The organism is Ruegeria sp. BC3 (assembly GCF_056539265.1).
In genome coordinates, this window is sequence record NZ_JBQFUP010000002.1 from 640038 (window position 1) to 663027 (window position 22990).

General features: G+C 57.8%; 23 protein-coding genes. 11 read left to right on the forward strand and 12 right to left on the reverse strand.

The genetic code is table 11. The features are described 5' to 3' along the window. Window positions 1-52 precede the first annotated feature (52 nt). The 6 genes from ACR0MV_RS08205 to ACR0MV_RS08230 form a co-directional block, all read right to left on the reverse strand. The gene (locus tag ACR0MV_RS08205) at window positions 53-1792 is read right to left on the reverse strand and encodes an ABC transporter substrate-binding protein (protein WP_170423981.1); all 1740 of its coding nucleotides are present in this window, start codon (window positions 1790-1792) and stop codon (window positions 53-55) included. 192 nt (window positions 1793-1984) lie between these two features. Next, window positions 1985-3526, reverse strand: coding sequence for a polyamine aminopropyltransferase (locus ACR0MV_RS08210; protein WP_480701726.1), 1542 nt, complete (start codon window positions 3524-3526; stop codon window positions 1985-1987). Beyond that, window positions 3523-3747, reverse strand: a complete 225-nt coding sequence (locus ACR0MV_RS08215) for a DUF350 domain-containing protein (protein WP_475206008.1) — start codon at window positions 3745-3747, stop codon at window positions 3523-3525. The genes ACR0MV_RS08210 and ACR0MV_RS08215 overlap by 4 nt, the downstream gene beginning before the upstream one ends. Window positions 3748-3757: 10 nt before the next feature. Beyond that, window positions 3758-3922, reverse strand: a complete 165-nt coding sequence (locus tag ACR0MV_RS08220) for a hypothetical protein (RefSeq protein WP_170423987.1) — start codon at window positions 3920-3922, stop codon at window positions 3758-3760. A gap of 2 nt (window positions 3923-3924) precedes the next feature. Next, complete coding sequence (locus ACR0MV_RS08225; protein ID WP_480701727.1) at window positions 3925-5226, reverse strand: DUF4178 domain-containing protein; 1302 nt, start codon at window positions 5224-5226, stop codon at window positions 3925-3927. Then, complete coding sequence (locus ACR0MV_RS08230) at window positions 5223-5837, reverse strand: DUF4178 domain-containing protein (protein ID WP_480701729.1); 615 nt, start codon at window positions 5835-5837, stop codon at window positions 5223-5225. Before ACR0MV_RS08230 ends, ACR0MV_RS08225 begins: the two co-directional genes overlap by 4 nt. 491 nt (window positions 5838-6328) lie before the next feature. On the opposite strand from ACR0MV_RS08230, the gene ACR0MV_RS08235 reads away from it, so the two are divergent. The 3 genes from ACR0MV_RS08235 to ACR0MV_RS08245 all read left to right on the forward strand — a co-directional run bounded on the left by ACR0MV_RS08235 (window position 6329) and on the right by ACR0MV_RS08245 (window position 8030). Further along, complete coding sequence (locus tag ACR0MV_RS08235) at window positions 6329-6592, forward strand: type II toxin-antitoxin system ParD family antitoxin (protein WP_480701730.1); 264 nt, start codon at window positions 6329-6331, stop codon at window positions 6590-6592. Beyond that, complete coding sequence (locus ACR0MV_RS08240; protein WP_480701731.1) at window positions 6589-6903, forward strand: type II toxin-antitoxin system RelE/ParE family toxin; 315 nt, start codon at window positions 6589-6591, stop codon at window positions 6901-6903. Before ACR0MV_RS08235 ends, ACR0MV_RS08240 begins: the two co-directional genes overlap by 4 nt. Before the next feature lie 95 nt (window positions 6904-6998). After that, window positions 6999-8030: an NADP-dependent oxidoreductase gene (locus ACR0MV_RS08245; protein ID WP_480701732.1), complete on the forward strand. Its 1032-nt coding sequence runs from the start codon at window positions 6999-7001 to the stop codon at window positions 8028-8030. Window positions 8031-8386: 356 nt separating this feature from the next. Here ACR0MV_RS08245 and ACR0MV_RS08250 read toward each other — a convergent pair whose 3' ends face one another. The 4 genes from ACR0MV_RS08250 to ACR0MV_RS08265 form a co-directional block, all read right to left on the reverse strand. Next, entirely contained in the window at window positions 8387-9010 is a 624-nt protein-coding gene (locus ACR0MV_RS08250; RefSeq protein WP_480701733.1) for a dioxygenase family protein, read from the reverse strand. Window positions 9011-9025: 15 nt separating this feature from the next. Then, window positions 9026-9418, reverse strand: coding sequence for a DoxX family protein (locus ACR0MV_RS08255; RefSeq protein ID WP_480701735.1), 393 nt, complete (start codon window positions 9416-9418; stop codon window positions 9026-9028). Between the two features lie 94 nt (window positions 9419-9512). Further along, a complete protein-coding gene (locus tag ACR0MV_RS08260; RefSeq protein ID WP_480701737.1) occupies window positions 9513-10376 on the reverse strand; it encodes an MBL fold metallo-hydrolase in 864 nt (287 codons plus the stop codon). 54 nt (window positions 10377-10430) lie between these two features. Further along, on the reverse strand, window positions 10431-10592 hold the full coding sequence (locus ACR0MV_RS08265) for a hypothetical protein (protein WP_480701738.1): 162 nt from the start codon (window positions 10590-10592) through the stop codon (window positions 10431-10433). 94 nt (window positions 10593-10686) lie between these two features. Between ACR0MV_RS08265 and ACR0MV_RS08270 the strand changes: the two genes are divergently transcribed. Further along, window positions 10687-11589, forward strand: a complete 903-nt coding sequence (locus ACR0MV_RS08270; RefSeq protein ID WP_480701740.1) for a LysR family transcriptional regulator — start codon at window positions 10687-10689, stop codon at window positions 11587-11589. A 97-nt stretch (window positions 11590-11686) separates the two neighbouring features. On the opposite strand, the gene ACR0MV_RS08275 is transcribed toward ACR0MV_RS08270, so the two are convergent. After that, the gene (locus tag ACR0MV_RS08275; RefSeq protein WP_480701741.1) at window positions 11687-12601 is read right to left on the reverse strand and encodes a LysR family transcriptional regulator; all 915 of its coding nucleotides are present in this window, start codon (window positions 12599-12601) and stop codon (window positions 11687-11689) included. A 117-nt stretch (window positions 12602-12718) separates the two neighbouring features. Here ACR0MV_RS08275 and ACR0MV_RS08280 point away from each other — a divergent pair, with 117 nt between their 5' ends. Both ACR0MV_RS08280 and ACR0MV_RS08285 read left to right on the forward strand, forming a co-directional pair. Continuing rightward, window positions 12719-13459, forward strand: a complete 741-nt coding sequence (locus tag ACR0MV_RS08280; protein ID WP_170424010.1) for an SDR family oxidoreductase — start codon at window positions 12719-12721, stop codon at window positions 13457-13459. A 32-nt stretch (window positions 13460-13491) separates the two neighbouring features. Then, complete coding sequence (locus ACR0MV_RS08285; RefSeq protein ID WP_170424012.1) at window positions 13492-14622, forward strand: aldo/keto reductase; 1131 nt, start codon at window positions 13492-13494, stop codon at window positions 14620-14622. Window positions 14623-14719: 97 nt separating this feature from the next. Here ACR0MV_RS08285 and ACR0MV_RS08290 read toward each other — a convergent pair whose 3' ends face one another. Continuing rightward, window positions 14720-16699 carry a bifunctional 2',3'-cyclic-nucleotide 2'-phosphodiesterase/3'-nucleotidase gene (locus ACR0MV_RS08290; protein WP_480701742.1) on the reverse strand — a complete coding sequence of 660 codons (1980 nt, stop codon included), beginning with the start codon at window positions 16697-16699 and terminating at the stop codon, window positions 14720-14722. Between the two features lie 373 nt (window positions 16700-17072). Here ACR0MV_RS08290 and ACR0MV_RS08295 point away from each other — a divergent pair, with 373 nt between their 5' ends. The 5 genes from ACR0MV_RS08295 to ACR0MV_RS08315 all read left to right on the forward strand — a co-directional run bounded on the left by ACR0MV_RS08295 (window position 17073) and on the right by ACR0MV_RS08315 (window position 22985). Then, window positions 17073-18341, forward strand: coding sequence for a metal-dependent hydrolase family protein (locus tag ACR0MV_RS08295; RefSeq protein ID WP_480701744.1), 1269 nt, complete (start codon window positions 17073-17075; stop codon window positions 18339-18341). Window positions 18342-18366: 25 nt separating this feature from the next. Further along, window positions 18367-19497, forward strand: coding sequence for a substrate-binding domain-containing protein (locus ACR0MV_RS08300; RefSeq protein ID WP_475205958.1), 1131 nt, complete (start codon window positions 18367-18369; stop codon window positions 19495-19497). Between the two features lie 61 nt (window positions 19498-19558). Continuing rightward, on the forward strand, window positions 19559-21076 hold the full coding sequence (locus ACR0MV_RS08305) for a sugar ABC transporter ATP-binding protein (RefSeq protein WP_480701746.1): 1518 nt from the start codon (window positions 19559-19561) through the stop codon (window positions 21074-21076). Continuing rightward, on the forward strand, window positions 21073-22017 hold the full coding sequence (locus ACR0MV_RS08310) for an ABC transporter permease (RefSeq protein WP_480701748.1): 945 nt from the start codon (window positions 21073-21075) through the stop codon (window positions 22015-22017). Before ACR0MV_RS08305 ends, ACR0MV_RS08310 begins: the two co-directional genes overlap by 4 nt. Next, a complete protein-coding gene (locus ACR0MV_RS08315) occupies window positions 22014-22985 on the forward strand; it encodes an ABC transporter permease (protein WP_480701749.1) in 972 nt (323 codons plus the stop codon). The genes ACR0MV_RS08310 and ACR0MV_RS08315 overlap by 4 nt, the downstream gene beginning before the upstream one ends. Window positions 22986-22990: the final 5 nt, after the last annotated feature.

Here is a 22990-nt window from a genome sequence, read left to right on the forward strand (position 1 = left end):
ACTGGTCTTTGGGGTGGGGATGCCGCAACCGGCACCCCCGGTTCTTAGGGACTTACTGAGCCTGCCAGCGCGCCACCAGTTCGTCATAGTTGACGGTCTGGCCCTGCGGCTTTTCGTTCTCCAGCTTGGCCTTCGGCGAACCCGCTTTTTCCAGCCAGAAGGCAGGATCCTGCGGCTCGTTCAGACGCGGACCACAGCCACCGTAGACACCGGCGCTTTCATCCGCGGCCTGCATGCGGGCCATGGTGATGTCCATTTCTTCGGCCAGACGGTCCATCGCCTCTTGCGGAGTGAACGCACCCGAGTTCACGTCACCGATCTGCTGCCACCAGATCTGGGCCAGCTTCGGATAGTCCGGAACGTTGATGCCGGTCGGCGACCATGCCACACGGTCAGGCGAGCGGTAGAACTCGACCAGACCACCCAGTTTGGGTGCGCGCTCGGTGAAGGACTCGTGGTTGACCGAACTGTCGCGGATGAAGGTCAGACCCACATGGGACTTCTTCACGTCGACAGTTTTGGACGTCACGAACTGAGCGTACAGCCACGCGGCCTGGGCACGATCCGAAGGCGTCGATTTCAGGAAGGTCCACGACCCCACATCCTGATAACCAACCTTCTGGCCGTCTTCCCAGTAAGGACCGTGCGGGCTGGGCGCCATCCGCCACAGCGGCGTGCCTTCGTCATCCACAGTGTTGTTGCCTTCGGACTTCGGCTTCACCATGTCGGCGGTGAAGGCGGTGTACCAGAAGATCTGCTGGGCGACGTTGCCCTGGCTGAGTGCCGGCAGAGACTGGTAGAAGTCATAAGACGCCGCACCCGGAGGCGCATAGTTGCGCAGCCATTCATCCCACTTGCGGATCGCATAGACCGCAGCCGGACCGTTTGCAGCACCACCGCGCGAAACGGACGCACCAACAGGGTTACAGGTGCCCGCTTCCATGCGGATGCCCCATTCGTCGACGGGCACGCCGTTCGGCTCACCCACGTCACCGGCACCGGCCATCGACAGCCAGGCGTCGGTCATACGCCAGCCCAGGTCAGGCGCGCGCTTGCCGTAGTCCATGTGGCCATAGATCGCCACGCCGTCGATTTCCTTCACGTCGTTGGTGAAGAATTCGGCGATGTCCTCATAGGCCGACCAGTTGACCGGGACGCCAAGGTCATAGCCGTACTTTTCTTTAAACGCGGCCTTGTTGGCTTCGTCATCGAACCAGTCCTTGCGGAACCAATAGAGGTTCGCGAACTGCTGATCAGGCAGCTGATACAGGTTGCCATCCGGACCAGTGGTGAACTGAATGCCCATGAAGTCATCCAGATCCAGCGTCGGCGAGGTCGTCGCCGCCCAATCGCCACTCATCTGATCGGTCAGGTTATAAGCCAGTTGCAGGCGCGAATGCGTGCCGATCAGATCGCTGTCGTTGACATAGCCGTCATACAGGTTCCGTCCGGTCTGCATCTGGGTCTGAACGGCCTGAACCACTTCGCCCTCACCCAGGATCTGGTGGTTGACCTTGATGCCGGTGATTTCTTCGAACGCCTTGGTCAGGACCTCGGACTCGTACGAGTGGGTCGGGATACCTTCGGACAGGACATTGATTTCCATGCCGGCGTAGGGTTGTGCAGCTTCGATGAACCACTTCATCTCACCCATCTGTTCGTCTTTCGACAGGGTCGATGGCTGGAATTCGTCGTCAATCCAACGTTGTGCTGCGGCTTCGTCGGCCCAAACGGGACCGTGCCCCGCAATGACGGCAGCCGCCGCCACTGCGGAAAGTAGATGTCTCCGCATCTGTCTCCTCCCAAAGATTATGGTTTCCGGCGCGAACCGGATGGCGATCAGCATCAGCGATTTGTTGCGCATCTGTCAAACTAAATTTTTAGTAAATGGAGAATTTCTTCTACAAGAGTCTGATAAGTATAAGTTTTGTTGGGTGATCGGGGTAATCGGATTTGGCCCTCCTAACCCCAGATTTCGCGCGGATTATCGGAACCAGTAGTCCCACCCATCCAGATAATACCCGATCAGCGCGTGCGATTGCAGCGTGTTGGGCAGTGCTTCAAGCCGGTCAATATCGCCCCCGAAAACCTGCGCCGCTCGCCAGACATCCGCGTTGAGATAGCTCAGCCCGTCGGGCAGTTTGATCCGCCGATCCCGCGTCGGTTCGAATGAGGCCAGAACAAAACCCCACTCTCCAAAACTGGGCACATAGCTATGGTAGGGGATCGTCTGCATCCCCTGGCCAGGCCGTTGCGGATTGCGGCTACTCTCGATCGTTTCGACCACGGACCAGAAGGCCTGCCGCGCAAAGAAGGGTGATCCGGCTTGCGTGACAAAGACCCCTTGGCCACTTAGTCGCTCGGCCAGAAGCCCATAGAATTGCCGCGTGTAAAGTCGCGACAGCGCAATCGATTTGGGATCGGGTAAATCGATGATGACAACGTCATAAAGGCCCCGGTCGCGTTCTAGAAATTGCCAGGCGTCTTCATTGACAACCGTCACACGCGGATCGCTCAGCGCGTTGTCGTTCAGAGCTGACAACTCGGGGTGATCGCGAAACAGTTTGGTCACTCGCGGATCAAGGTCCACCAGCGTCACGGACTGTACGTCCCCATAGCGCAGCAGCTCGCGCGCGGCCATGCCATCGCCGCCGCCCAGGATCAGCACATTGTCCCGGCGCGGAGCCAGCGCCATCGCTGGATGCACCAACGGCTCGTGATAGCGGTGCTCGTCCAGAGAATCGAACTGGATTGAATGGTTCAAAAATAGGCGCACCCGGTCGCGATACCGCGTCACGGTGATCTGCTGATAAGGTGTGGCTTCGGTCAGGATGATGTCGTCTTCGAACAACTCAGCCTCGGTCACCGAAACCAGCCGTTCCGAATGCCACAACGCGACCAGAGTGGCGGCGAGCGCCGGCGCCCAGACCGCCACCTGTGCCCGCGTCGCCCACTCCCGGAACAACAGCAGGGACAGTCCCGCGACGGCAAGGTTCAACGCGCCAAAAGCAAGACTGGCGGACATCAACCCCAGATGTGGGATCACCAGCAAAGGAAATGCCAGCGAGGCGACCAGAGCGCCGATGTAATCTACGCTCAGCACATTTTCGAACCGGAACTTCAGAGCGCCAATCTGCTCCAACACGCGGGCGATCAGGGGGATCTCCATCCCGGACAGGACGCCGATGGCGATCAGCGTCGCGTAAAGCGGCACGGCGACCTGTCCTGCCCAAGCGTAATTCAGAAACAGAACCGGGGCCATGAACCCGCCGACGATCCCCAGCAGGATCTGCGCCCAGACAAAGCCCGAAAATGCCTGAGTCACGAAACGCGATAGCCAGGCTCCGATCCCCATCGCCGACAGAAAGATCCCGATAACCAGCGAAAACTGCCGTACCGAGTCGCCCAGCAAATAGCTGGAGAGCGTTGCGGCAATCAGCTCATAGATCAGGCCCGCGACGGCGACCAAGAAGGTCGCAGCCAAAAGCCACGCGGCGCGCGCCTTGACCGCGCGGTCCGGTGTCATGACAGGATGACAGCCGCAATGATAATGGACACCGCCACGAACAGCAGCCCGATCAGGATCGCCAGTGCGATGTTCTGGTCCTTTTCGATCTCATGCACGACCGAAAACGGCGTCATCCAATCGATCACTTTCCAAACACCCCACATCAGCGAAACGCCCAGAATGGTGTAGAAAATGGTGCTTATGATCTCTGCAATTTGAATTGCCGCAAGATAATCCATTGATTCCTCGTTATTTTATTCGATTTGATCGGTAGTAACCGCCGCCACCGCTGCCAACCCGGACAGACGTGTCCAAATCGCGGCTTTGTGCCCCGTAGCCATGCCAGGCGACATAGCCCGTGGCAGCAATTGCCGTGGTCGAGATGACGATGAATATGATCCTGAACAGTGTCACTGTTACTCCTCGTCCACCCAATCCGTGCCGGACCACCTTGCGCGTTGATGCAGGTGTTTACGCCCGAACTGAAACAGGAACAACAGCCCGAACGCGCCTGCCAGCACCAGCGCCCAAAGCCCGCTGGACAGACCCGAGGTCACATCAACACGCAAGTTACTGAAAGGCCGGCTGGGCACCCGGTCCGCGCTGCGGTCATTCCACACGCCTTGCTCTGGTACATCCATCACCAAGGTGTAGTCGCCGGTTTGCTCGGGCCGGAATGTCAGGCTGGCGCGCTGAGTTCCTTCGCCCCACGTTCCGTCCGAGTCCCGCCCCGTGTAGTACTCGATCATGCGGCCAGCTTCGAACACAGGTTCACCCGTTGGATCCAGCAGTTCGAGATCGAGATAGGCCCAGCTGTTTCGGACGTCTCCCAAGAACGAAATCCGGGTCAGTTGACTGTCGGTCTGCAATGGGATCGGAATCTCCACCGGCAGGCTCCGGAAGTCGACGTTGAAATTACGCAGCACCGGGTACCCCGTGCGCGTCGTCAAAACAAACGCCATCATCAGGCAGACTACGCCAAAGACAAACGCCGCATTGCGCAGGAACTCATAATTCGGACCTTTCACAAAGGGCTGCAACGCATGCACACGGTAGGGCTTGAGGTCCAACTCGACTCCAAATGCGGCCTCGGCCTGCGCCTTCGGAACGTAGACCGAGCGATAGATTTCCCGCTCGGACCCGGAGGTCGAGAAATCCAGCATCGCGTCATCAGACATGGCCGAGACGGTGGTGGTCTTTTCACCAACTTTTGGTCGCCAGGTGAATTCGCCTTCGACATAGGTGACCGAACTTGTGGCCGTCTCGAAGTACTTGAAACGCCCATGCTCAGTTGTGACCGTGGGCGGGTGTTCTGCGGTTTCAACCCATTGCTCGGACATCCACGCGGACCCGCGATAGCGCCGGGTAAAGATCAGATGGTCAGAATCCAGCGTCAGCCAGGCATAGCCGTGAGTGGGGGAGAACAGTTGATGATCGACCCAGCTGTAAAGCCGTCCCGCCCAACGTTCCTGACGCTCCATCAGGCCGATGATCGTGAACTCCACACCATACAGCGTCCCCTTCTGGCCCAGCGAGAATGGGGTCACGGGCCGCTTCAATCCGGTGAACTGGCGCAAAGTGCGATAGTTGTCCTGCGCATCCAGCTCCGATCCGCAATAGGGGCAGATCTGCACAACCACCCGACCGCCGCCCAGAACATCCAGACCGACACCGCAGCTGGTGCAATTGATCGAAAGAAGCTCGGGGTTCCGTGTCATGCGCCGCGTTCAACCTTTAATTCAAACGGGTCGTACCAGCGACCATAGAACCACAAAGCATTGTCCGCCCAGAACTCACCCGACAGCAGGCCTTCATCTCCGGCCGATGCGTTGACGAAATCGTGGCGTTCGCCAACCTGAAGCGCTTCGTCAAACTGTCCACGCAGGGCGATGCACTCTGCGGTTTCAACTTCGGTCACGGTGAAAGTTGAAGCATCAAAGTCGAGCGTTTCACCGGGTTTGAAGGGTGGGGGGGATTTCGGCGTGTCTTTGCCGCGCAGCCGCGTCTGCATAACGACATCGCCTTCATCCACCGAAATCCAGTAGGTCGTGCCCGCGTCATCGGCAGTGCAGAACTCATCCCAAAACCCGCGACCATAGGAATACCGCGCATGGCCTAAAATTCGCACCGAGGTCCGGCCAAGCGTCACGTTATCACCAAGCCCGAACAAAAGCGGCGCATCGTGCATGACGCCTTGATCACCAGCCAATTGAACCTGCGCATCGTTGACCATAAGGGTCGTGCCACATGAAGGGCAGGTGGCAACCTTGAGCCGCTGTAATAAAATTGGGTTTTCCGACCCGCAATTCGGGCAGTTCAAATAATCCATGTCTTCCAGTCGCCTAACAGTTGCAGAAGTTCAAGCCGGGAGACGCCACCGGTTGGTTTACCGTTGCCAACTGTGCTGATTGGGCCAACGGGGCTTCGCTATTGGCGAACTGGACTTTACTTGGTCATGCGGTGCCAGTTTGAGCGCATCACGCTTCAGAAATGGAAGTCATTTCTCGTGCCAGACGCGCCGTACCGAGGCCACGCAGAGGCTCTTACTTGTCTATACACGCCACTCTTGGTGCGGCCCGCATCGCCATGGCTTGTACAATTTGATTAGCCGTTTCTGGTCGTCGAACAGCAGATCAAGACGCTTATGTTTGGGACAAGCCTGTGAGGGGTCAATTTGCTGCGCACTCTGCCAGAGTGGCAAAACCTGCGATTTCTGCAGGTGCTTACTCCACATTGTGTGGCCATAAGGGTCTGATCCACCAGGCGATCAGGCTTGACTTGCGCCATCAGTATGACCAAGTATGACTGTGGAGGCCCGAAATGACGATCAAAACCACGCTCAGCTTTACGGACAGGCACCATCGATTCCTCAAAGAAAAGGTGGGGGAGGGGGTCTATGCCTCGGCCTCGGCTGCGGTGGCCGCCGCAGTTGAGCGCATGATCGAGGATGAAGAGGCGCGCGAGGTCGCGCTGGATGCCATGGCCGACGAAATCCGCCGCCGCGCCGCCGCCCCGCGCGAGGCGTTTGTCGAACATGATGAGGTCTTTGCCCCGGCCATGCGCCGCCTGGACCGCGGCACGTGACATACACCGTGCGCTATCATCCGTCTGTGGCGGATGATCTGCTGACGATTTCCAATCTGATCGAAGACTACGCCGGTGCGCAGGTGGCGCGCCGCAAACTGGCCGAAATTGCCGAGGCCGCGCTCGGTCTGCGGGCGCTGCCCCATCGTGGTTCAAGGCGCGACCATATTCTTCCCGGCTTGCGCGCCATTCCCGCCGCCCGCCGGGCCGTTATTGCCTTTACGGTGGATGATGACAGGCAAGAGGTTCACGTATTGGCCATTACTTATGGCGGTGCAGACTGGATTACGCGCACTGGTCGCCGTAGCTGATAGAGCCGGCGTTCAAGAGCGGAACTTTCCTGCTGGACAGCCTTCGACAATCTTGCTTGGTTGTGCTGCGCCACACTCTTTTTCAGGAGAAACCAATGCCCCAAGCTTCCGACACCAACCGTCGTATCGTTCTTGCTGAACGCCCCAATGGTCAACCGGACGAAAACACGCTGCGGCTTGAAACCACGGGCGTTCCCGCGCCCAGCGACAAAGAGATGCTGGTGCGCACCGTGTACTTGTCCTTGGACCCCTATATGCGGGGTCGGATGAATGACGCCAAGTCCTATGCCGAACCAGTACCGATCGGCGGCGTTATGACAGGTCAGGTTGTGGGGCAAGTCGTACAGTCGAATCTGGACGGGTATGAAGCCGGGGACTACGTGCTGAACATGAGTGGTTGGCAGGACTACGCAATCTCGAACGGTGAGCAGGTCGTCAATCTGGGCAAGACGCCGGACAATCCTTCCTGGGCACTGGGTGTTCTGGGGATGCCCGGCTATACCGCTTATGCGGGGCTTCTGAAAATCGGCGAACCAAAACCCGGCGAGACCGTTGTTGTGGCGGCTGCGGCGGGACCGGTTGGTGCCACCGTGGGGCAAATCGCAAAGCTTAAAGGATGTCGCGTTGTGGGTATCGCGGGTGGCCCCGAGAAATGCGAGCACGTGGTAAAGAACCTTGGCTTCGACGCATGTGTGGATCATCGAGCGCCTGATCTGGCAACGCAATTGCGCGACGCTTGCCCCGATGGCATTGATGTTTACTTCGAGAATGTCGGCGGCAAAGTGCTGTACGCTGTTCTGCCGCTATTGAATCCGTTTGCCCGTATTCCGGTCTGCGGCGTTGTGGCTTGGTACAACTTGCCAGGTTTGCCAGACAGACCGGATATGGGGCCTGTGATCATGGGCACGATTTTGCGGATGAAAGTCAAAATGCAGGGCTTCATCATTTTCGATAGCTTTGGCCCCGAGGTTTACAGCGAATTCGTCAAGGACATGACGGGATGGCTGAGGGACGGCTCAATAAGCTACAAAGAACATATGGTCGCAGGGCTTGAGAATGCTCCGTCCGCGTTTAACCAACTGCTGGCCGGGGGCAATTTCGGGAAGATGGTCGTAAAGGTCGATTGAGCAGAACCCAAACGTGCATGACGCAACCTCGAACGGGATGCATCAACTCTCTGAGAGGCGCGATCCAGCGTTTAACTGGAAAATTAGCGAGGGGTATCAGATCACCGTATCCTGTTGCGATTGAATAAAATAATCCCGTTGTGAGCATGCCGATGGCAATCCTTCGGTCTGCCATGGCTCATCGGATTGCAATGCCCGAGACGTTCCATCTGTTTGACGGTCAAACACAATATTTTGCTCACAACGCGACTTTGAAACTCAGGGGCTTGGTGTTCGGCAAATCGTCAGGACGACCATAGCCGTGATAGTCAATACGCTTTTGTTTGTCTGTCCTTTTCCTGATCCGTCGGAAAGCGTCAGACAATAATATTTATGATAGTCTCCGGGCCTTCAGGACCTTGGGCGAAATTCATGGATACCGCGTGGGCTTCTGCCTTGGACATCCTGCGATACAACCCGTCTTTTGCATTGTCCGGATCGCCATCAATGTAAAACTGTGTGGTCAGCAATTCTCTGCCCTGATCTGAGACTTTCACGTGGATATGGGGCGTGCGACCCGGATATTTTGTCGGCTTGATTGTGCGGAACGCATAATTTCCGGCGCCATCCGTAATGTCGTGGCCAAAGCCCTGAAAACCGCGATCATATGGCACCGGACGATTGTCGCCGGGGTGCAAGTACTTTCCATTTACGTCACATTGCCAAATCTCGATACGGGCACCCGCTATCGGAATTCCCTTGCGATCGGTGATTTGGCCCTTGAGTGTGATGATCTCTCCGCCTGCCTCGCGCACAAGCCCCGCGACCTTGACCAGGTCATTGTCGGTATCCTTCATCCGCATAGATCTGGTCGGATAAAAGGGGCCCTCTGCTGCGCGCGGCGTTAAATCGGCGGCAAGTACGGACCGCGGCAAAAGCAAACTTCCTGTAACAGATGAAAGTCCAGCCAGTAAATTTCGACGCGACTTTGAATACGCCATGAAATCCCTCCTCAGCTATTCCCGGCCCATCTTCGCATCAAGGCTCCAGCAACCTGGGCCGGAAAATACAAAATACAGGAAAACAAAGCAGTACAAAATCGCGGCATCACCGGCATTCAGGATCGGATAAAAACTCGCTGGGGCGTGGGCAATGAAGTGCGCGCTGGCCATCAAACCGGACAGAAGAAACGCCACCGGACGCGTAAACAGGCCCAAAACAATCAGCGAGCCGCCGAATAGCTCCATCATACCAGCGATCCATGGCATCGAGAATGCCGCGACCTCCCACTCGGGCGGGGCAGGGAAGTTCAATAATTTCTGGGTTCCATGCGCCACAAACAGAAGGCCCGTCATGATCCGCAAGATGCTGAGAACGCGAGGAGATTGTTTGTTAAGTGCAGCCATCATCTGTCTATTCCCAAGGATTGGGGGCCAGCTTTGACCAGCCAGCGCCTCATTTGACGTAGAAACCGAATTGGGCGGTTTTTGATGTCGATCTGGCTTACGGCCAAGACCGCTCGCCTTCGATAACTTGGGCGCTTAGCTCCAGATCGCTCACGTTCTCAAAGTCGGGATACGCGGCCTGCATTGCGGCGATTAGCTCTGCCGAACCTTCTGCCTTTTCTGCAGCTGCTTCGAATGCGGCGACATATTCATTTGTGAAGTCAACGATGCTGGCGTCCTCTGCGCTATCGCCGATGACATGGCCCGGAATGATCCGCTCGGGCTTCAATTCCAGAATCTGATCCAACGTCGTGCGCCAGTTGTCGCGGCTTTCCGGGGTTTGGGTGTCGGCCATCCAAACGTGCACGTTTTCATAAAGAACAACGCCGCCCAGTACGGTTTTTTCCGAGGGCACCCACAGGAACGTGTGAACCGGATCATGACCATCAAGGCCAACAACCTGCACGGATTCACCATCCACCGTCAGGCGATCACCTTCCAGAACGTCAGGTACAATCAACTCGGATGGCGCGTTGCCGTCCAGGATCGGACCCCAGAAATCGTATTTGAGCTGAATGGTCTTCTCGATGCCTTTGACGGTTTCGGGCGTCGCGACAATTTTGACATCCGGGTAGGCCGCGCGGATTGTATCCAGCCCGAAATAGAAGTCAGGGTCTTTGTGGCTGATAAAGACGGTCGTCAGGGGCTTACCAGTCGCCTTGATCACGTCGACCAGCTGCTGTGCATCATCCTTTTCGAATTGCGCGTCTACCAGAACCACCTCGGTCGGGCCCTCGATCAGGTTCGACGAGACCGGGAACAGGCTGCCTTCGTTGGGGTTGAAGGCAGTGATGGTGAGGTCCGCTGCAAAGGCCGCGGTCGAAAGCAGCACGGCTGCTGTGGAAGTGAGGATCGTCTTCATAAGGATGCTCCTTGCAACTACGCGGCCAGTGCCGCGGTCTATTTGGGGAAGTTTTTAGTAGGTGGACGTATCGATTTGGGGTGTGCTGGCACCTTGGAACACACGGCGATGCGTGACGGTGGCGTCGGCACATCTCGCAATCAGTTTGTCCATTTCCGGGGCGGTGCCATAGCAACGGTCGCAATAGCTCTCAGTGATGTAGGTAAGGCGCGTCATTGCGGTCTCCGGTTTGGTGAACCACAGATAATGCCGCCTTATTGTTAGCCAAAGGCAATAGATGTAGACACAATGTCAGCCAAAAGGTGACGATATGAAGAAATCCAATCTGAACCGCCTGGAGTACTTTGTTGCCATCGTCGAAGAAGGAACGATTACTGCGGCCGCTGAACGCATGCGCATCAGCAAAGCGGTTGTCAGCAGGCAACTGCAGCTGTTGGAGGAAGAACTTGGTGCAACCCTTGTTGTTCGAAACTCACGTCACCTGAACCTTACGGAAGTCGGACAGTCCTTTTATGAGGCCGCGCGTGCATCAGTGGCACAGGCCGAAGAAGCCTTTGAAGCTGTGCGACAGGGGCGCAAAGAGCCGACCGGAAACCTGCGTATCACAGCCCCACTTGATATGGGTGTGACATACATTTCACCAGTCGTGGCCGAGTTTCGCATCGCTTATCCGGCTGTGACGATTGATTTGACTCTAAGCGACACGCGGTTTGATCCGGTTGAGGCGCGGTTTGACATTGCGTACCGGGTGGGGTGGCTTGCCGATTCCGCCAACGTCGCGCGCAAATTGGCCGGATTCCAACAAATCGTCGTCGCGTCGCCAAGACTAGTTGAGCAGTTCGGGCGACCAGAACATCCAGAAGATTTGGCGAGGCTTCCGTTCGTCGAACAACGAGCGCTACCGAACCCACTAAACTGGCAATTTGTAAGCACAAGCGGTGAAACCCGTGACGTTCAAATGACCCCAGTGCTGCGCGCAGACGTAACACCGGCCATCAAGGCAATGGTCGTAGAAGGGGCGGGGATATCTATCCTGCCGGACTTTTTTGCCAAAAGGGAAATCGAAAACGGCACGTTGGTCCGGCTTGTTCCTGACTGGTCGCTTCCAGCCGGAGGCATCTATGCTGTGTACCCTCCCACTCAGTTTAGATCTGCTGCAACTAAACGCTTTGCGGACCTGCTGGCAGAAAGGCTCCGCGAGAATTTAGCATGAATTGAGTGTGGCAGCGCTCGGCCAACGACCACAGTCATCTGGCGGTCGAGTTGTTGCGATACTGCACGGGCGCGAGATCGCGCCCTGGGTTCAAGCCTCAGAGGTGCCGCTTGTTTTCTTGCAACGTATCGCGCACGGCTTGCCCGATGAACGCGCCCAATGGATCAGACACCAAACGCTGTGTCTGAACCATTTCGATATCCCAACCAGACAATTCCAACGGCGGGGCAAAAATGGTGCAGCCCGCGCGTTGGGCTATATGCGAAAGGGATGCCGGAATAGTCGCGATCATATCCGATTGCGCCACGATGTCGGGCAGCACAGCAAACTGGGTGCCCGTCATGACAACCCGACGCGAAAGACCCTGACGCCTTAACGCGTGATCCACGACGCCAGAGAAGCCGCCGCCCAATGTCATCAGAACATGATCCAGACCTAGGTAGGTATCCAGCGTCAGCGGCGCGCCCTCTGGCAGTAACCCTTGGCGAGTGATGCAGATAAACTGGTCGCGCAGAACCTTCTGACGCAAGAACCGGGCGGGCAATTTACCAAATGTCCCCAGCGCGACGGCCAAGAGTCCGTCATCCAAATCGCGTTCAAAACTGCGCTTGTCCAATGGAACAAAGCTAACGCGTAGCCCCGGTGCGTCCTTGTTCAGGTACTTCATCAATGGTGGGGCAAGGTTGATCACCATAAGGTCGGCAGCGGCAATCGTCACATCGGCACGCACCTGATTGGGGTCGAACTCTGCCGGGGAAAGCATCCGCGAGATGAGCGACAGCGCCTCTTTGATCTGTGGGGCCAGTTCGTCGGCTTTGGCGGTGGGCAACATACCTTCGCGGCTGCGTTGAAACAAGGGGTCGTCGAACTGGGCACGCAGGCGGTTCAAAGCGTTGCTCATGGAGGGTTGCGCCAGGCCAATGGTCTCGCCCGCGCGTCCGACGTGCCGTTCGCGATAAAGGGCATCGAAGGCCTTGAGCAGGTTTAGGTCGAGCGTATTTAAATTCACCATGTCAATTTTCAATATATTTAATATCCATTTCAAGGATCAAGGCCGGTTTCCTATATCACTGCTCATAACAGACAGAGCGGGCAATTCCCGCTGATCCGAGAGTTAGGATAAATCGCTATGAAAACCCAATTTGCAGATTTTCTGAACGGCAAACACGTTGTCATCGTTGGCGGTGGCAGCGGCATGGGCCGGGCCACAGCCGAACTGGCTGCCAGCCTCGGAGCAAAAGTGACGATCGCCAGTCGCAACGCGGACAAACTGAACGCGGTGGCGGATGGCATCGACGGGGACGTCTCGGTCGCTGCCGTCGACACCACCAACGAGGCCAATGTCAAATCATGGGCCGCCGGATTGGGAGAGGTTGACCATCTGGTGATCTCCGCCTCAAGCGCGGCCCACGGGGCCTTTACCGACCTGCCAACCGACGACCTTCGGGGCATGATCGAGGCCAAGTTCATCGGCCCATACGTCACCGCCCGCGAAGTGCTGCCCTTCCTGAAAAAGGGTGGATCGGTGACCTTCTTCTCGGGCGTTCTAAGCCGTCGCCCGTCGGCAGGGGCAACAGGGTTGGCTGCGGTAAACGCTGCCGTCGAGACACTTGCCAAAGGACTGGCGCTGGAATTGGCGGGCAGGGTTCGCGTGAACTGCATCAGCCCCGGCATGGTCGATACCGAAGCCTATGCCGGGATGCCCGACGAGGCCCGTACCGAGATGTTCGCACAAGTTGCCAGCGGCCTGCCGGTCGGGCGCGTCGGAGATGCCAGTGAAATTGCACAAGCCGTCGTGCTGGCGATGACCAACACGTTCATGACCGGCTCGGTTCTGGATGTGGACGGCGGCCATCTGGTGCGCGGCTAAACCCCCCAACGAAAGAAAATCAGGAAACGAAAATGTCGGAAGCACTGTCTGACGATCTGCCCTTTGCAGCCAATGAGCTGCCCGAGGGTCGGATCGCATCACTCACCACATATCGGATGCTGGGCAAGACCGGGTTGCGGGTGTCACCGCTGGCCTATGGCGCCGGAAGCTTCGGAGATGCCTGGGGCGATGCGTGGTCCAGCGGAAAATCGCAGGCCCGCGAGATCTTTGACCGCTATCTCGAAGCTGGTGGCAACTTCTTTGACACGTCCAATGCCTATCAAGGCGGAGAAAGCGAAGAATGGTTGGGCGCGTTCATCAAGTCAGCAAGTAACCGCGAACGCGTGGTGATCTCGACCAAAGGAACAATGAACCAGGTTCCGGGCGATCCGAACGGAGGTGGCAACGGGCGCAAACACATTCTGAATGCGTTCGACGCCTCGTTGAAGCGATTGGGCACAGACTACATCGATGTGTACTACCTGCACCAATGGGACATGTTCACCCCCATCGAAGAGGTTCTGGACACATTCGACACGCTGATCCGTCAGGGAAAACTGCTGGCTTTTGGTCTGTCGAACTTCCCGGCCTGGTATGTCGCAAAAATGCAGACGCTGGCCGGGTTGACCCATCGCAACCCCGTCTCGTCGATCCAAAACCAATACAGCCTGGCCGCGCGTCATGCGGACTACGAACATTTGCCGATGTGCGATGCACTGGACATCAGTTTCACTGCCTGGAGCCCGCTGGCCAATGGTCTTTTGACCGGGAAGTACTCGGTGGATGATCAGGGCAATCTGGTGGGTGCTGGCCGATTGACAGATACGTGGACAACGGACCCCAGCACCGCGAACCTGGCGTCACAGCAGAACATCGCCATCCTGCGGGAACTGGTGCGTATCGCCGAGGAAACCGGTCACAGCGCATCGCAAATCGCGCTGAACTGGATGGTAAATCACCGCGGCGTGACATCTGCCGTTGTCGGCGCGCGTAAACTCAGCCAGCTGGAAGACAATCTGGCCGCGCTGGAATTCTCGTTGGACAAGGCTCATGTTGCCGCGCTGGATGCCGTCAGCGAAATGCCGGGACTGTCCCCTTACTCATATCACACCGATATGATGCAGGGCATGATCCACACGGGCGCAAGGATTGCGCGCGTCTGACGATTTGACCCGCGGCCTGCAGAGGCCGCGGGCGCAACTTCACCGTTTCAGGCCCACGTTGCCGCCCTTGGCGGCACGGGACCTCGCCCGGAATTGCTCAGAGCTTGATGCGGAAGGCCGCAAATCCGTCGGCACCTTCTCCGGCGTCCTCGATGGCAACACCTTTGACATCGCTGATGTAGTCCCGCGCCTTGGGGCCGGTCTCGAACAGCACTGTGGTGCCCTCTAGCGGCGCAAACGACCAGTTGGCATCTGCTTTTGGATCGATTGTGCCTTGCTCGACAATATAGCGCACGATGACGTCGCGATTGGTGTCTGGGGCCTCGAACACGATTGTATCGCCCAAAGCGCCAGGGAACGATCCACCGCCCGATGCGCGGTAATTGTTGGTGGCGATGATGAATTCCATATCGTCCGTCACCGGCTCACCATTGAAGGCAAGGTTCACGATCCTCGCGGCGTCGGGGTTGATCTCTTCGCCTTTTGGCCCAAAGCGCGACGGCTGCGACAGGTCGATCTGATAGGTCACACCGTCCATCACATCGAAATTGTACGACGGGAAGTCGGGGTTCAGCAGGATCGCGTCGTTGGACCCGGCCTCGATCTGGTTAAACATACCCGCCGAACGTTCCAGCCAGCCCCGCACCTGCGCGCCGTTCACGCGAACCGCACGGACCGTGTTCGGATACAAATACAGATCCGCCACATTCTTGATCGCTACGTCCCCAACCGGAACGTCGGTGTAATAGTCAGGACCACCACGCCCGCCAGCCTTGAAGGGTGCCGCTGCCGAAAGGATGGGCAAACCTTCGTGTTCGGTGCCCTTCATCATCTCTTCGACATACCATTTCTGCGCGATTGAGACGATTTGAACCGAGGGATCATCAGCGACCAACGCGAAATAGCTGTGCAGCGGCGCCGATGTTTTGCCCACGGCGCGGCGGACATAAGCCAGCGTTTCGTCGTGATCCTGCGCGACCGAGTCCAGAACCTTTTGATCGTCCCCGACCAGAGCAGTGATCGAGCGGTCTTCGTTGCGTTTGGAAATCGGTCGCGCCTCGGACGTTGTGGTCACGACGCGCCATTCGTTTCCGTCCCGCTCGAGCAGCAGGTCAAGCAGACCAAGGTGCGATCCCCAAAAACCGCCCATCACGGCGGGTTTGCCCATCAAGGTGCCTTTCTCGATGTCGATCCCCGGGCGGTCGGCAAAGGTCGGCGAAGGGAAAACGAGGTGATTGTGTCCGGTGACCAGCGCATCAATCCCGTCGACACCGGCCAGAACAACCGATGCGTTTTCCATGCCGTCCGCATGATCGGCGCTGCCGATCCCCGAATGCGAAAGCGCGATGACCAGGTCACAGCCTTGTTCCTTCATCTCGGGCACGTAGGCCTGAGCAGTTTCGACAATGTCTCGGGCTTCGACGTTCCCTTCAAGATGCTTGCGATCCCAATTCATGATCTGCGGCGGGGTGAAGCCGATGACGCCAATCTTGATCGGGTGCTTGGTGCCGTCACCCATTTCGATCTCGCGGTCGAGAATGGCGTAGGGCTGGACCAAGGTCTTGTCGTCGCGCGGGTTTGCGCCTTTTTCCTTAGCGATGTTCGCCAGAACCACCGGGAACTCGGCTCCGGCGAGCGCTTTGTCCAGAAACTCTAGCCCATAATTGAACTCGTGGTTGCCAAGGGTGGCGGCATCATAGCCTACGGTGTTGAAGGCGGTGATGATCGGGTGGCTGTCGCCATCTTTCATGCCCCGCTCATAGGCGATGTAGTCGCCCATCGGGTTTCCCTGTAAAAAGTCACCATTGTCGACCAAAAGCGAGTTCGTGGCCTCTGCGCGGATGTCATTGATGATCGACGCCGTACGGGACAGGCCCACCGTGTCACGGGGTTTGTCCGCGTAATAGTCATACGGGAAGACGTGGACATGGATGTCCGTGGTTTCCATGATCCGCAGATGCGCCTGGTTGTCAGCAGCTGCCGCAGAAAAAGGGTGCAGGGCAATGGCCGCGGCACTGGCTGTGGTTGTTGCAATAAACTGGCGACGCGAAAGTGTTGAGCGGCTGGAAAAAGACATGAGTCACCTTTCAGATTTGTTGGTCAACGCGCCTTACCGGCCTTGTATAAAATTCGCATGAAATGCGGTGCCCGCATTTTCGACGCATTGTTCGTTTGGATTTATGACAAGTACCATATTCATACTTCGCGAAAACGCGAAAGTTTCGACCAATGGTGCCCGAGCGTCTGACCGGGTCATCACCTGACCGAATTTGCTTTTGAAAGTCCGCGAAGCCGACCAAAACTTCGGACAGGCAATGAGGTCAGCCTGTATATCGTAATAGTCCAATATATGGTAACATCTGGTTCGTTTTGGCCTGATTAATGATTAGGATTTGATGCAGGTTTTTTCCGACCGCGACGTTTGAGTTCAAGCGGGCAGGGAGGAAAACATGTCAGATATCACCATCAAAGGTGCGCAGATTTGGGATGGCGTATCGGAAACGCGCTACCCCGGAACAGTCACGATTTCGGGCAACAAGATCACCGTCGTACACAAAGGGGACGACGCCCCCACTGATGCATCCGGCGAGGTCATCGACGGCACCGGGCATACGCTGATGCCGGGCATGGTCGAAGGCCATTGCCACCCAAGCTTTACCGGAATCAACGACCCGTGGGAATTGGGGCAACTAAGCCCCGAAGATCACATGCTGCAGACCGCAGGAAACCTGCGGCTGTTGCTGAGCCATGGTTTTACTTCCATTTTCGAGGCCGCTTCGGCCAAGCCTTTGCTGGGCGTGGTGGCGCGCGATGCCATCAACAGTGGTCTGCTCGATGGGCCTCGGATGCGGGCCGCAAGCCCCGAAGTGACCACCACCGCAGGCCTGGGCGACGAGCGCAAACGCCACATCTATCAGGAAAGTTTCGGCCTGATCGCGGATGGCGCGCTGGAAATGCGTCGCACAGCGCGCGAATGCGTGCGTGACGGTGTCGACAACCTGAAAATCAACATCTCGGGTGATGAGTTCGTGTCTTTTGCCAAGGCCGAAGTCACTCCATTGGAGGATGACGAGCTGGCGGCTTTTGTTTCGGTGGCCAAGACATACGGCAAGACCGTCGCGGCCCATGCCCGGTCGTCAGAATCCGTGAAAATGGCCGTGCGCCACGGTGTCGATTGCATCTATCACTGCGACTTTGCGGATGAAGAGGCGTTGGACATGCTCGAAGAGGCCAAGGATCGCGTCATCCTCGGGCCCGCGTTTGGCCTTGTCCACAATGCGACAAAAGAAGGCGATGCGGCGGTCGCCGAAGAACTGAACCTGTACCGCAAATTCGAAGCCACCTGCGCGGTTTATCACGAAGTACGCAAACGGGGTTTGCGTGTTGCCGTTGGTGGTGACTATGGCTTCGCGATCACGCCGATGGGGCAGAACGCCCGGGATATCGAACACTTTGTTCGTTATTTCGGCTACTCGCCGGTCGAAGCCTTGCGCTGTGCCACAACAGTCGGCGCAGAGCTGATGCAGATGGAAGACCAGATCGGTCAGATCAAAGAGGGCTTTCTGGCCGATCTGCTGCTGGTCAAAGGCGACGTCACCCAAGATGTGAGCCTGGTTCAGCATCAGGACAACCTGTCGATGATCATGAAGGACGGGGTGATGTTCAAAGACCCTAGGTCCGGCATCAATGCAGGCGGTTTGATCCGCGCTGCCGAATAAAATCAATACGTTAGGGAGGAAACGCATGCGTATTTTGAAAACCGTGGCTGCGGCTGCGACTCTGGGGCTGTTTGCCGGATCGGCGATGGCGGAAGGGTATCAAGGGGTGCCGCGCACCTTTTTGTGGAACCCCGGAGCGTCGGAAATCTATGACGCCGCCGAGTACAAGAAAGAGGGTCCCTATACGATTGGGTTCTCGAACGCCTCGATCTCGAACCCGTGGCGCGTGGCGATGCTGCACGGGATCGAAGCGGCGGCAGAGCGCAACGCTGACAAGCTGAGCCGTTTCATCATCACCGACGCCAACGACGATCCCAGCAAGCAGGCGGCCGATGTGCAGGACCTGATCGCGCAGGGCGTCGATATCCTGCTGATCTCACCCGCAACCGCCGAAGCGATGGACCCGGTCATCCGCCGCGCCAAGCGGCAGGGCATACCGGTCGTTCTGGTCGACCGTTCTGTACCTTCGGCTGAGAATTTCATCAGCTTCGTGACGGCTTCGGACCAGGCGCTTGGCCGTATCTCGGCGCAGTGGCTGGCCGAAAAGCTGGATGGCAAAGGCAAGGTCGTGATGCTGGGCGGTCTTGCCGGCGCATCCCCTGCCGAGGCACGCATTCAGGCCGCGATGGAAGTGTTCAACCAGTTCCCCGAATTGGAAGTGCTTGAGACCCAATACACCAGCTGGTCGCCCGCCAATGGAAAAACCATCATGTCAGCCCTTATCCAGAAATACGGCGACGAGATTTCAGGCGTCTGGGCCGACTCGGGCCTGCAGGGTTCAGGTTCGATCGAAGCCTTCCTTGCCGCCGGGTATGAGGCTGGCACCATCCCGCCGCACACCGGGGGTGACTTCAACGCGATGTATCAGCTGTCGGTCAACAATGACGTACCGATGATCGGCATCGACTATCCGCCAGCAATGGGCGCACAGGCCTTCGAAGTGCTGTTTGACGTCCTTGACGGCAAGGGCATCCCAAAGCGGATCGAGGTGAACCAGCAGGTGGTTGTCTCGGAAGGGCATGAAACGCCCTCCGTTCAGGCGGATGTCTTTGTCTCAGACTATGCGCTGATGGACAAACCCGGCTCGGTCATCATGTCTTCTGGCGTTGGCGCGGACTATGACCCGGCGACCTTCTCGGCGGATTATCCCAAGTAAACGGGCACAAACGGTTGGGGCGGCCATACATCGCCCCGCCACCCTACGGGAGGAGAAAACAATGGCACAGCCATATCTGGCCGCGCGCGGCCTTAGCAAGTCATTCGGCCCGAACGAAGTTCTCAAAGGTATCGAGTTTGAAGTCCACGGCCACCATTCCGTCGCGCTGTGCGGTGAAAACGGAGCCGGGAAATCGACCCTGATCAAACTGCTGACCGGGCTTTACACGCCAACCGGCGGACATGTGGAGTTCGAGGGGCAAAAGGCTGGCTGGTCAGATCCACGCCAAAGTCTGGCCGCAGGGATCGCGGTTGTGCATCAGGAGTTCTCGGTTCTGGGCGCGCTGTCGATTGCCGAAAACATCTATCTGGGGGCTGAGCCGCGCACCAATTTCGGCCTGATCGATCGCAAGGCTTTGAAGCGCAACGCCCAGGCTCTGTTGGATGACCTTGGGATCAAGCTGAACCCTGACGATCTGGTTGAAACTTTGTCCGTGGCTGACAAGCAGATGGTCGAGATTGCCAAGGCGCTAAGGGTGGAGGCTAAGGTACTGATTCTGGATGAGCCGACAGCGGTGCTGAGCCAGAACGAAACGAAACACCTCTTCCGTATCATCAACGACCTGCGGGAGCGGGGGATGGGGCTGGTCTATGTCTCGCACCGGCTGGACGAGATTTTTGAGATTTGCACCGATATCACGGTGATCAAGGACGGGGTTGTGACCTCGAAGGGGCCGACGACGGACTACACCCATGACAGCGTGATCGCTGCCATGGTGGGGCGCGAGCTTGGTGATCTCTTCCCACACAAAGCCGCAAACCCAACGGCGGGCGAGAAGGTGCTTGAGGTGGAAAACCTTGTGGTGGCTCCGCACCTTCCGCCTGCCAATCTGGATGTCCATGCTGGTGAGATCGTGGGGCTGGCCGGTTTGGTCGGCTCGGGCCGGACCGAGCTGGCGCTGGCCCTGTTCGGGGCAGCACCGTCCACGGGTGAAGTGAGCTTGATGGGCGAGCCGATGCCCCATCGCGATCCGGCGGGATGCATCGAGGCGGGTATCCTGATGCTGACGGAATCCCGCAAGGATGACGGGCTGTTCCTTAATTCTTCGGTCGCGCGGAACTTTGCCGCCACAACGCCGGGCTTTGGTGTGCACCATAACTCCATCCCTCCGGGCCATGAGGAGCGTCGCGCTGCCGTGCTGAAGGAACGCCGCGGCGTGGTTGTTGACCACGTGGGCCTGCCGATCTCGGCCCTGTCAGGCGGCAACCAGCAAAAGGTTCTGATCGCACGTTTGTTGGAGAACCGGCCCAAACTGCTGATCCTCGACGAACCAACGCGGGGGGTTGATGTCGGCGCAAAATCCGAGATCTACAAAACCCTGCGCGAGCTGGCGGACGAAGGTATGGCCTTGCTGGTGATCTCGTCTGAGCTGATCGAGATTGTGGGGCTGTGTGACCGCGTGCACGTGATGCACGACGGCGAACTGGCGAAGGAACTGGTCGGCGACGAGATCACTGAAGAGGCGATCATCACCGTAGCCGCCGCCGAAACCTCAACCCATCACGGAGTAGCGGCATGAGCACCATCGCCCGCGCCACGCGCGCCCAGCCCGTTCATCTGGTTGTCGTTGCCCTGATTGCCATCGTCTTCGTGGTTGGCATGTCGGCCTCAGACCGTTTCGCCACCCCGCTCAACATGGCTAATGTTCAGGATCAAATGGTGGCACTGGCCATTGTAGCTCTGGCACAGACCGTTGTGATCCTGTCCAACGGCATCGACCTTAGCTATGCCGGAGCGTTGAGTTTCCTCTGCGTGGTCTTCGCAGCCATTGCGGGCGACACGGCAGGTACCTTGCTGCTGGCGATGGCCGCGGTCGTCGCGTTGGGCATCTTCATCGGTATGATCAATGGAGGCATCACCGCTTATGTCGGTGTGCACCCTCTGATCACGACGCTGGGCACCTCGACAATCCTTGCAGGCGCGGCGTTGTTGATCACACGGCAACCATCGGGATCGGTGCCACTGTTCTTTGAGGATTTCACCTATGGCCGGCTGGGTGTGATGCCGTTTGGCATGATCTTTGTCATCGCGCTGTATCTGCTGATCGGCTTCATGCTGTGGCGCACAACCTTCGGCACGCGCATCTATGCCATCGGTGATAATGAGGCCGCCGCCGCCGTTTCCGGCCTGCCGGTGAAACAGACCAAAGTGGCAATCTATGCTTTGTCCGGCCTGCTCTGCGCGGTTGCCGCCATGTATATGACGGGACGGTTCGGGGTCGGTGACCCACGCGCGGGCGTTGGGTTCGACCTGCGCTCGATCACGCCGGTGATTGTTGGCGGTACGCTACTGGCCGGAGGCAAAGGCGGCGTTCTGGGCACAGCACTCGCCGTGATCCTGCTGGCATTTCTGGCGAATGTTCTGAATTTCATGAACATCTCCAGCTATTACCAGTGGATCGCCGAAGGTCTGATCATCATCGCCGCCGTTTCATTCTTTGCAGGAAAGGGCAAGTCATGACCGCGACCGCCACCAACCCCGCAAGCGTCAAACCCAACCGCAACACGATGCGCGCGACCCAGCGGCGAGAACTGTTGATCCTGTTGGGGTTCCTCGCCGTGATCTGGGCAGTGACAACGGCCTTGTCACCCCGCTTTCTGACCCCTGCAAACCTGAAGGACATCCTGATCCAGGCTGCCCCGCTGGGCTTTGTTGTCATCGGTCAGATGATAGTGATCATTGTCCGGGGGCTCGACCTGTCGGTCGCCTCAATCATGGCGACGGTTGCAGTTTTGTCGACCTCGCTGATCGACTCGACACCTGTGATTTTCATCGTGGGTCTGCTGTTGGGCGCGTTTATAGGCGCGATCAACGGCTACCTTGTGGCCTATCGAAAAGTGACGCCATTCCTTGCAACGCTGGCCACGATGATCGTGCTGCAAGGTATACGATTTGCCTACACCAAGGGCGCACCGGGCGGCACGCTGCCAGAGACCTTCCGCTGGCTCGCGACCGGCGACATCTTTGGTATCCCGGTTGCGCTGATTGCCTTGGCCATTGTCGGTTTTGGAATGCACTGGCTTTTGGAACGTACCGTATTTGGCCGCCGCCTGAAGCTTTACGGTGATAGCCCGGACGCCGCCTACATGACCGGCGCGCCGACCAAGTTTCTGGTGGTCATGGCCTTTATCATCTCGGGCGTACTGGCCGCCATCGCCGGGCTGTTTCTGGTGGGGTATGTCGGGATCGTCGATAATTGGACCGGGCGCGGATACGAGTTGGACAGCATTGCAGCAGCTGTGATCGGCGGCGCGGCACTGTCAGGGGGTAAGGGCTCTGTCCCCGGCGTGTTGCTGGCAGCGCTGATCTTGGTGTCGTTGTTCAACATCGTCGTCATCCTTGGCCTGTCCATCGAGTTGCAGTTGGTGATCAAGGGCACGCTGATTATCCTCGCCGCAGCCGTTTACATGAAACGGTCGCAGAGCTGATCGGG

Excerpts from the sequence above, each read along its gene's own strand:
- ACR0MV_RS08205 (WP_170423981.1), bottom strand. The coding sequence starts at position 1,792 with ATGCGGAGACATCTACTTTCCGCAGTGGCGGCGGCTGCCGTCATTGCG.
- ACR0MV_RS08210 (WP_480701726.1), bottom strand. The coding sequence starts at position 3,526 with ATGACACCGGACCGCGCGGTCAAGGCGCGCGCCGCGTGGCTTTTGGCT.
- ACR0MV_RS08215 (WP_475206008.1), bottom strand. The coding sequence starts at position 3,747 with ATGGATTATCTTGCGGCAATTCAAATTGCAGAGATCATAAGCACCATT.
- ACR0MV_RS08225 (WP_480701727.1), bottom strand. The coding sequence starts at position 5,226 with ATGACACGGAACCCCGAGCTTCTTTCGATCAATTGCACCAGCTGCGGT.
- ACR0MV_RS08230 (WP_480701729.1), bottom strand. The coding sequence starts at position 5,837 with ATGGATTATTTGAACTGCCCGAATTGCGGGTCGGAAAACCCAATTTTA.
- ACR0MV_RS08235 (WP_480701730.1), top strand. The coding sequence starts at position 6,329 with ATGACGATCAAAACCACGCTCAGCTTTACGGACAGGCACCATCGATTC.
- ACR0MV_RS08245 (WP_480701732.1), top strand. The coding sequence starts at position 6,999 with ATGCCCCAAGCTTCCGACACCAACCGTCGTATCGTTCTTGCTGAACGC.
- ACR0MV_RS08250 (WP_480701733.1), bottom strand. The coding sequence starts at position 9,010 with ATGGCGTATTCAAAGTCGCGTCGAAATTTACTGGCTGGACTTTCATCT.
- ACR0MV_RS08255 (WP_480701735.1), bottom strand. The coding sequence starts at position 9,418 with ATGATGGCTGCACTTAACAAACAATCTCCTCGCGTTCTCAGCATCTTG.
- ACR0MV_RS08260 (WP_480701737.1), bottom strand. The coding sequence starts at position 10,376 with ATGAAGACGATCCTCACTTCCACAGCAGCCGTGCTGCTTTCGACCGCG.
- ACR0MV_RS08265 (WP_480701738.1), bottom strand. The coding sequence starts at position 10,592 with ATGACGCGCCTTACCTACATCACTGAGAGCTATTGCGACCGTTGCTAT.
- ACR0MV_RS08270 (WP_480701740.1), top strand. The coding sequence starts at position 10,687 with ATGAAGAAATCCAATCTGAACCGCCTGGAGTACTTTGTTGCCATCGTC.
- ACR0MV_RS08275 (WP_480701741.1), bottom strand. The coding sequence starts at position 12,601 with ATGGTGAATTTAAATACGCTCGACCTAAACCTGCTCAAGGCCTTCGAT.
- ACR0MV_RS08280 (WP_170424010.1), top strand. The coding sequence starts at position 12,719 with ATGAAAACCCAATTTGCAGATTTTCTGAACGGCAAACACGTTGTCATC.
- ACR0MV_RS08285 (WP_170424012.1), top strand. The coding sequence starts at position 13,492 with ATGTCGGAAGCACTGTCTGACGATCTGCCCTTTGCAGCCAATGAGCTG.
- ACR0MV_RS08290 (WP_480701742.1), bottom strand. The coding sequence starts at position 16,699 with ATGTCTTTTTCCAGCCGCTCAACACTTTCGCGTCGCCAGTTTATTGCA.
- ACR0MV_RS08295 (WP_480701744.1), top strand. The coding sequence starts at position 17,073 with ATGTCAGATATCACCATCAAAGGTGCGCAGATTTGGGATGGCGTATCG.
- ACR0MV_RS08300 (WP_475205958.1), top strand. The coding sequence starts at position 18,367 with ATGCGTATTTTGAAAACCGTGGCTGCGGCTGCGACTCTGGGGCTGTTT.
- ACR0MV_RS08305 (WP_480701746.1), top strand. The coding sequence starts at position 19,559 with ATGGCACAGCCATATCTGGCCGCGCGCGGCCTTAGCAAGTCATTCGGC.
- ACR0MV_RS08310 (WP_480701748.1), top strand. The coding sequence starts at position 21,073 with ATGAGCACCATCGCCCGCGCCACGCGCGCCCAGCCCGTTCATCTGGTT.
- ACR0MV_RS08315 (WP_480701749.1), top strand. The coding sequence starts at position 22,014 with ATGACCGCGACCGCCACCAACCCCGCAAGCGTCAAACCCAACCGCAAC.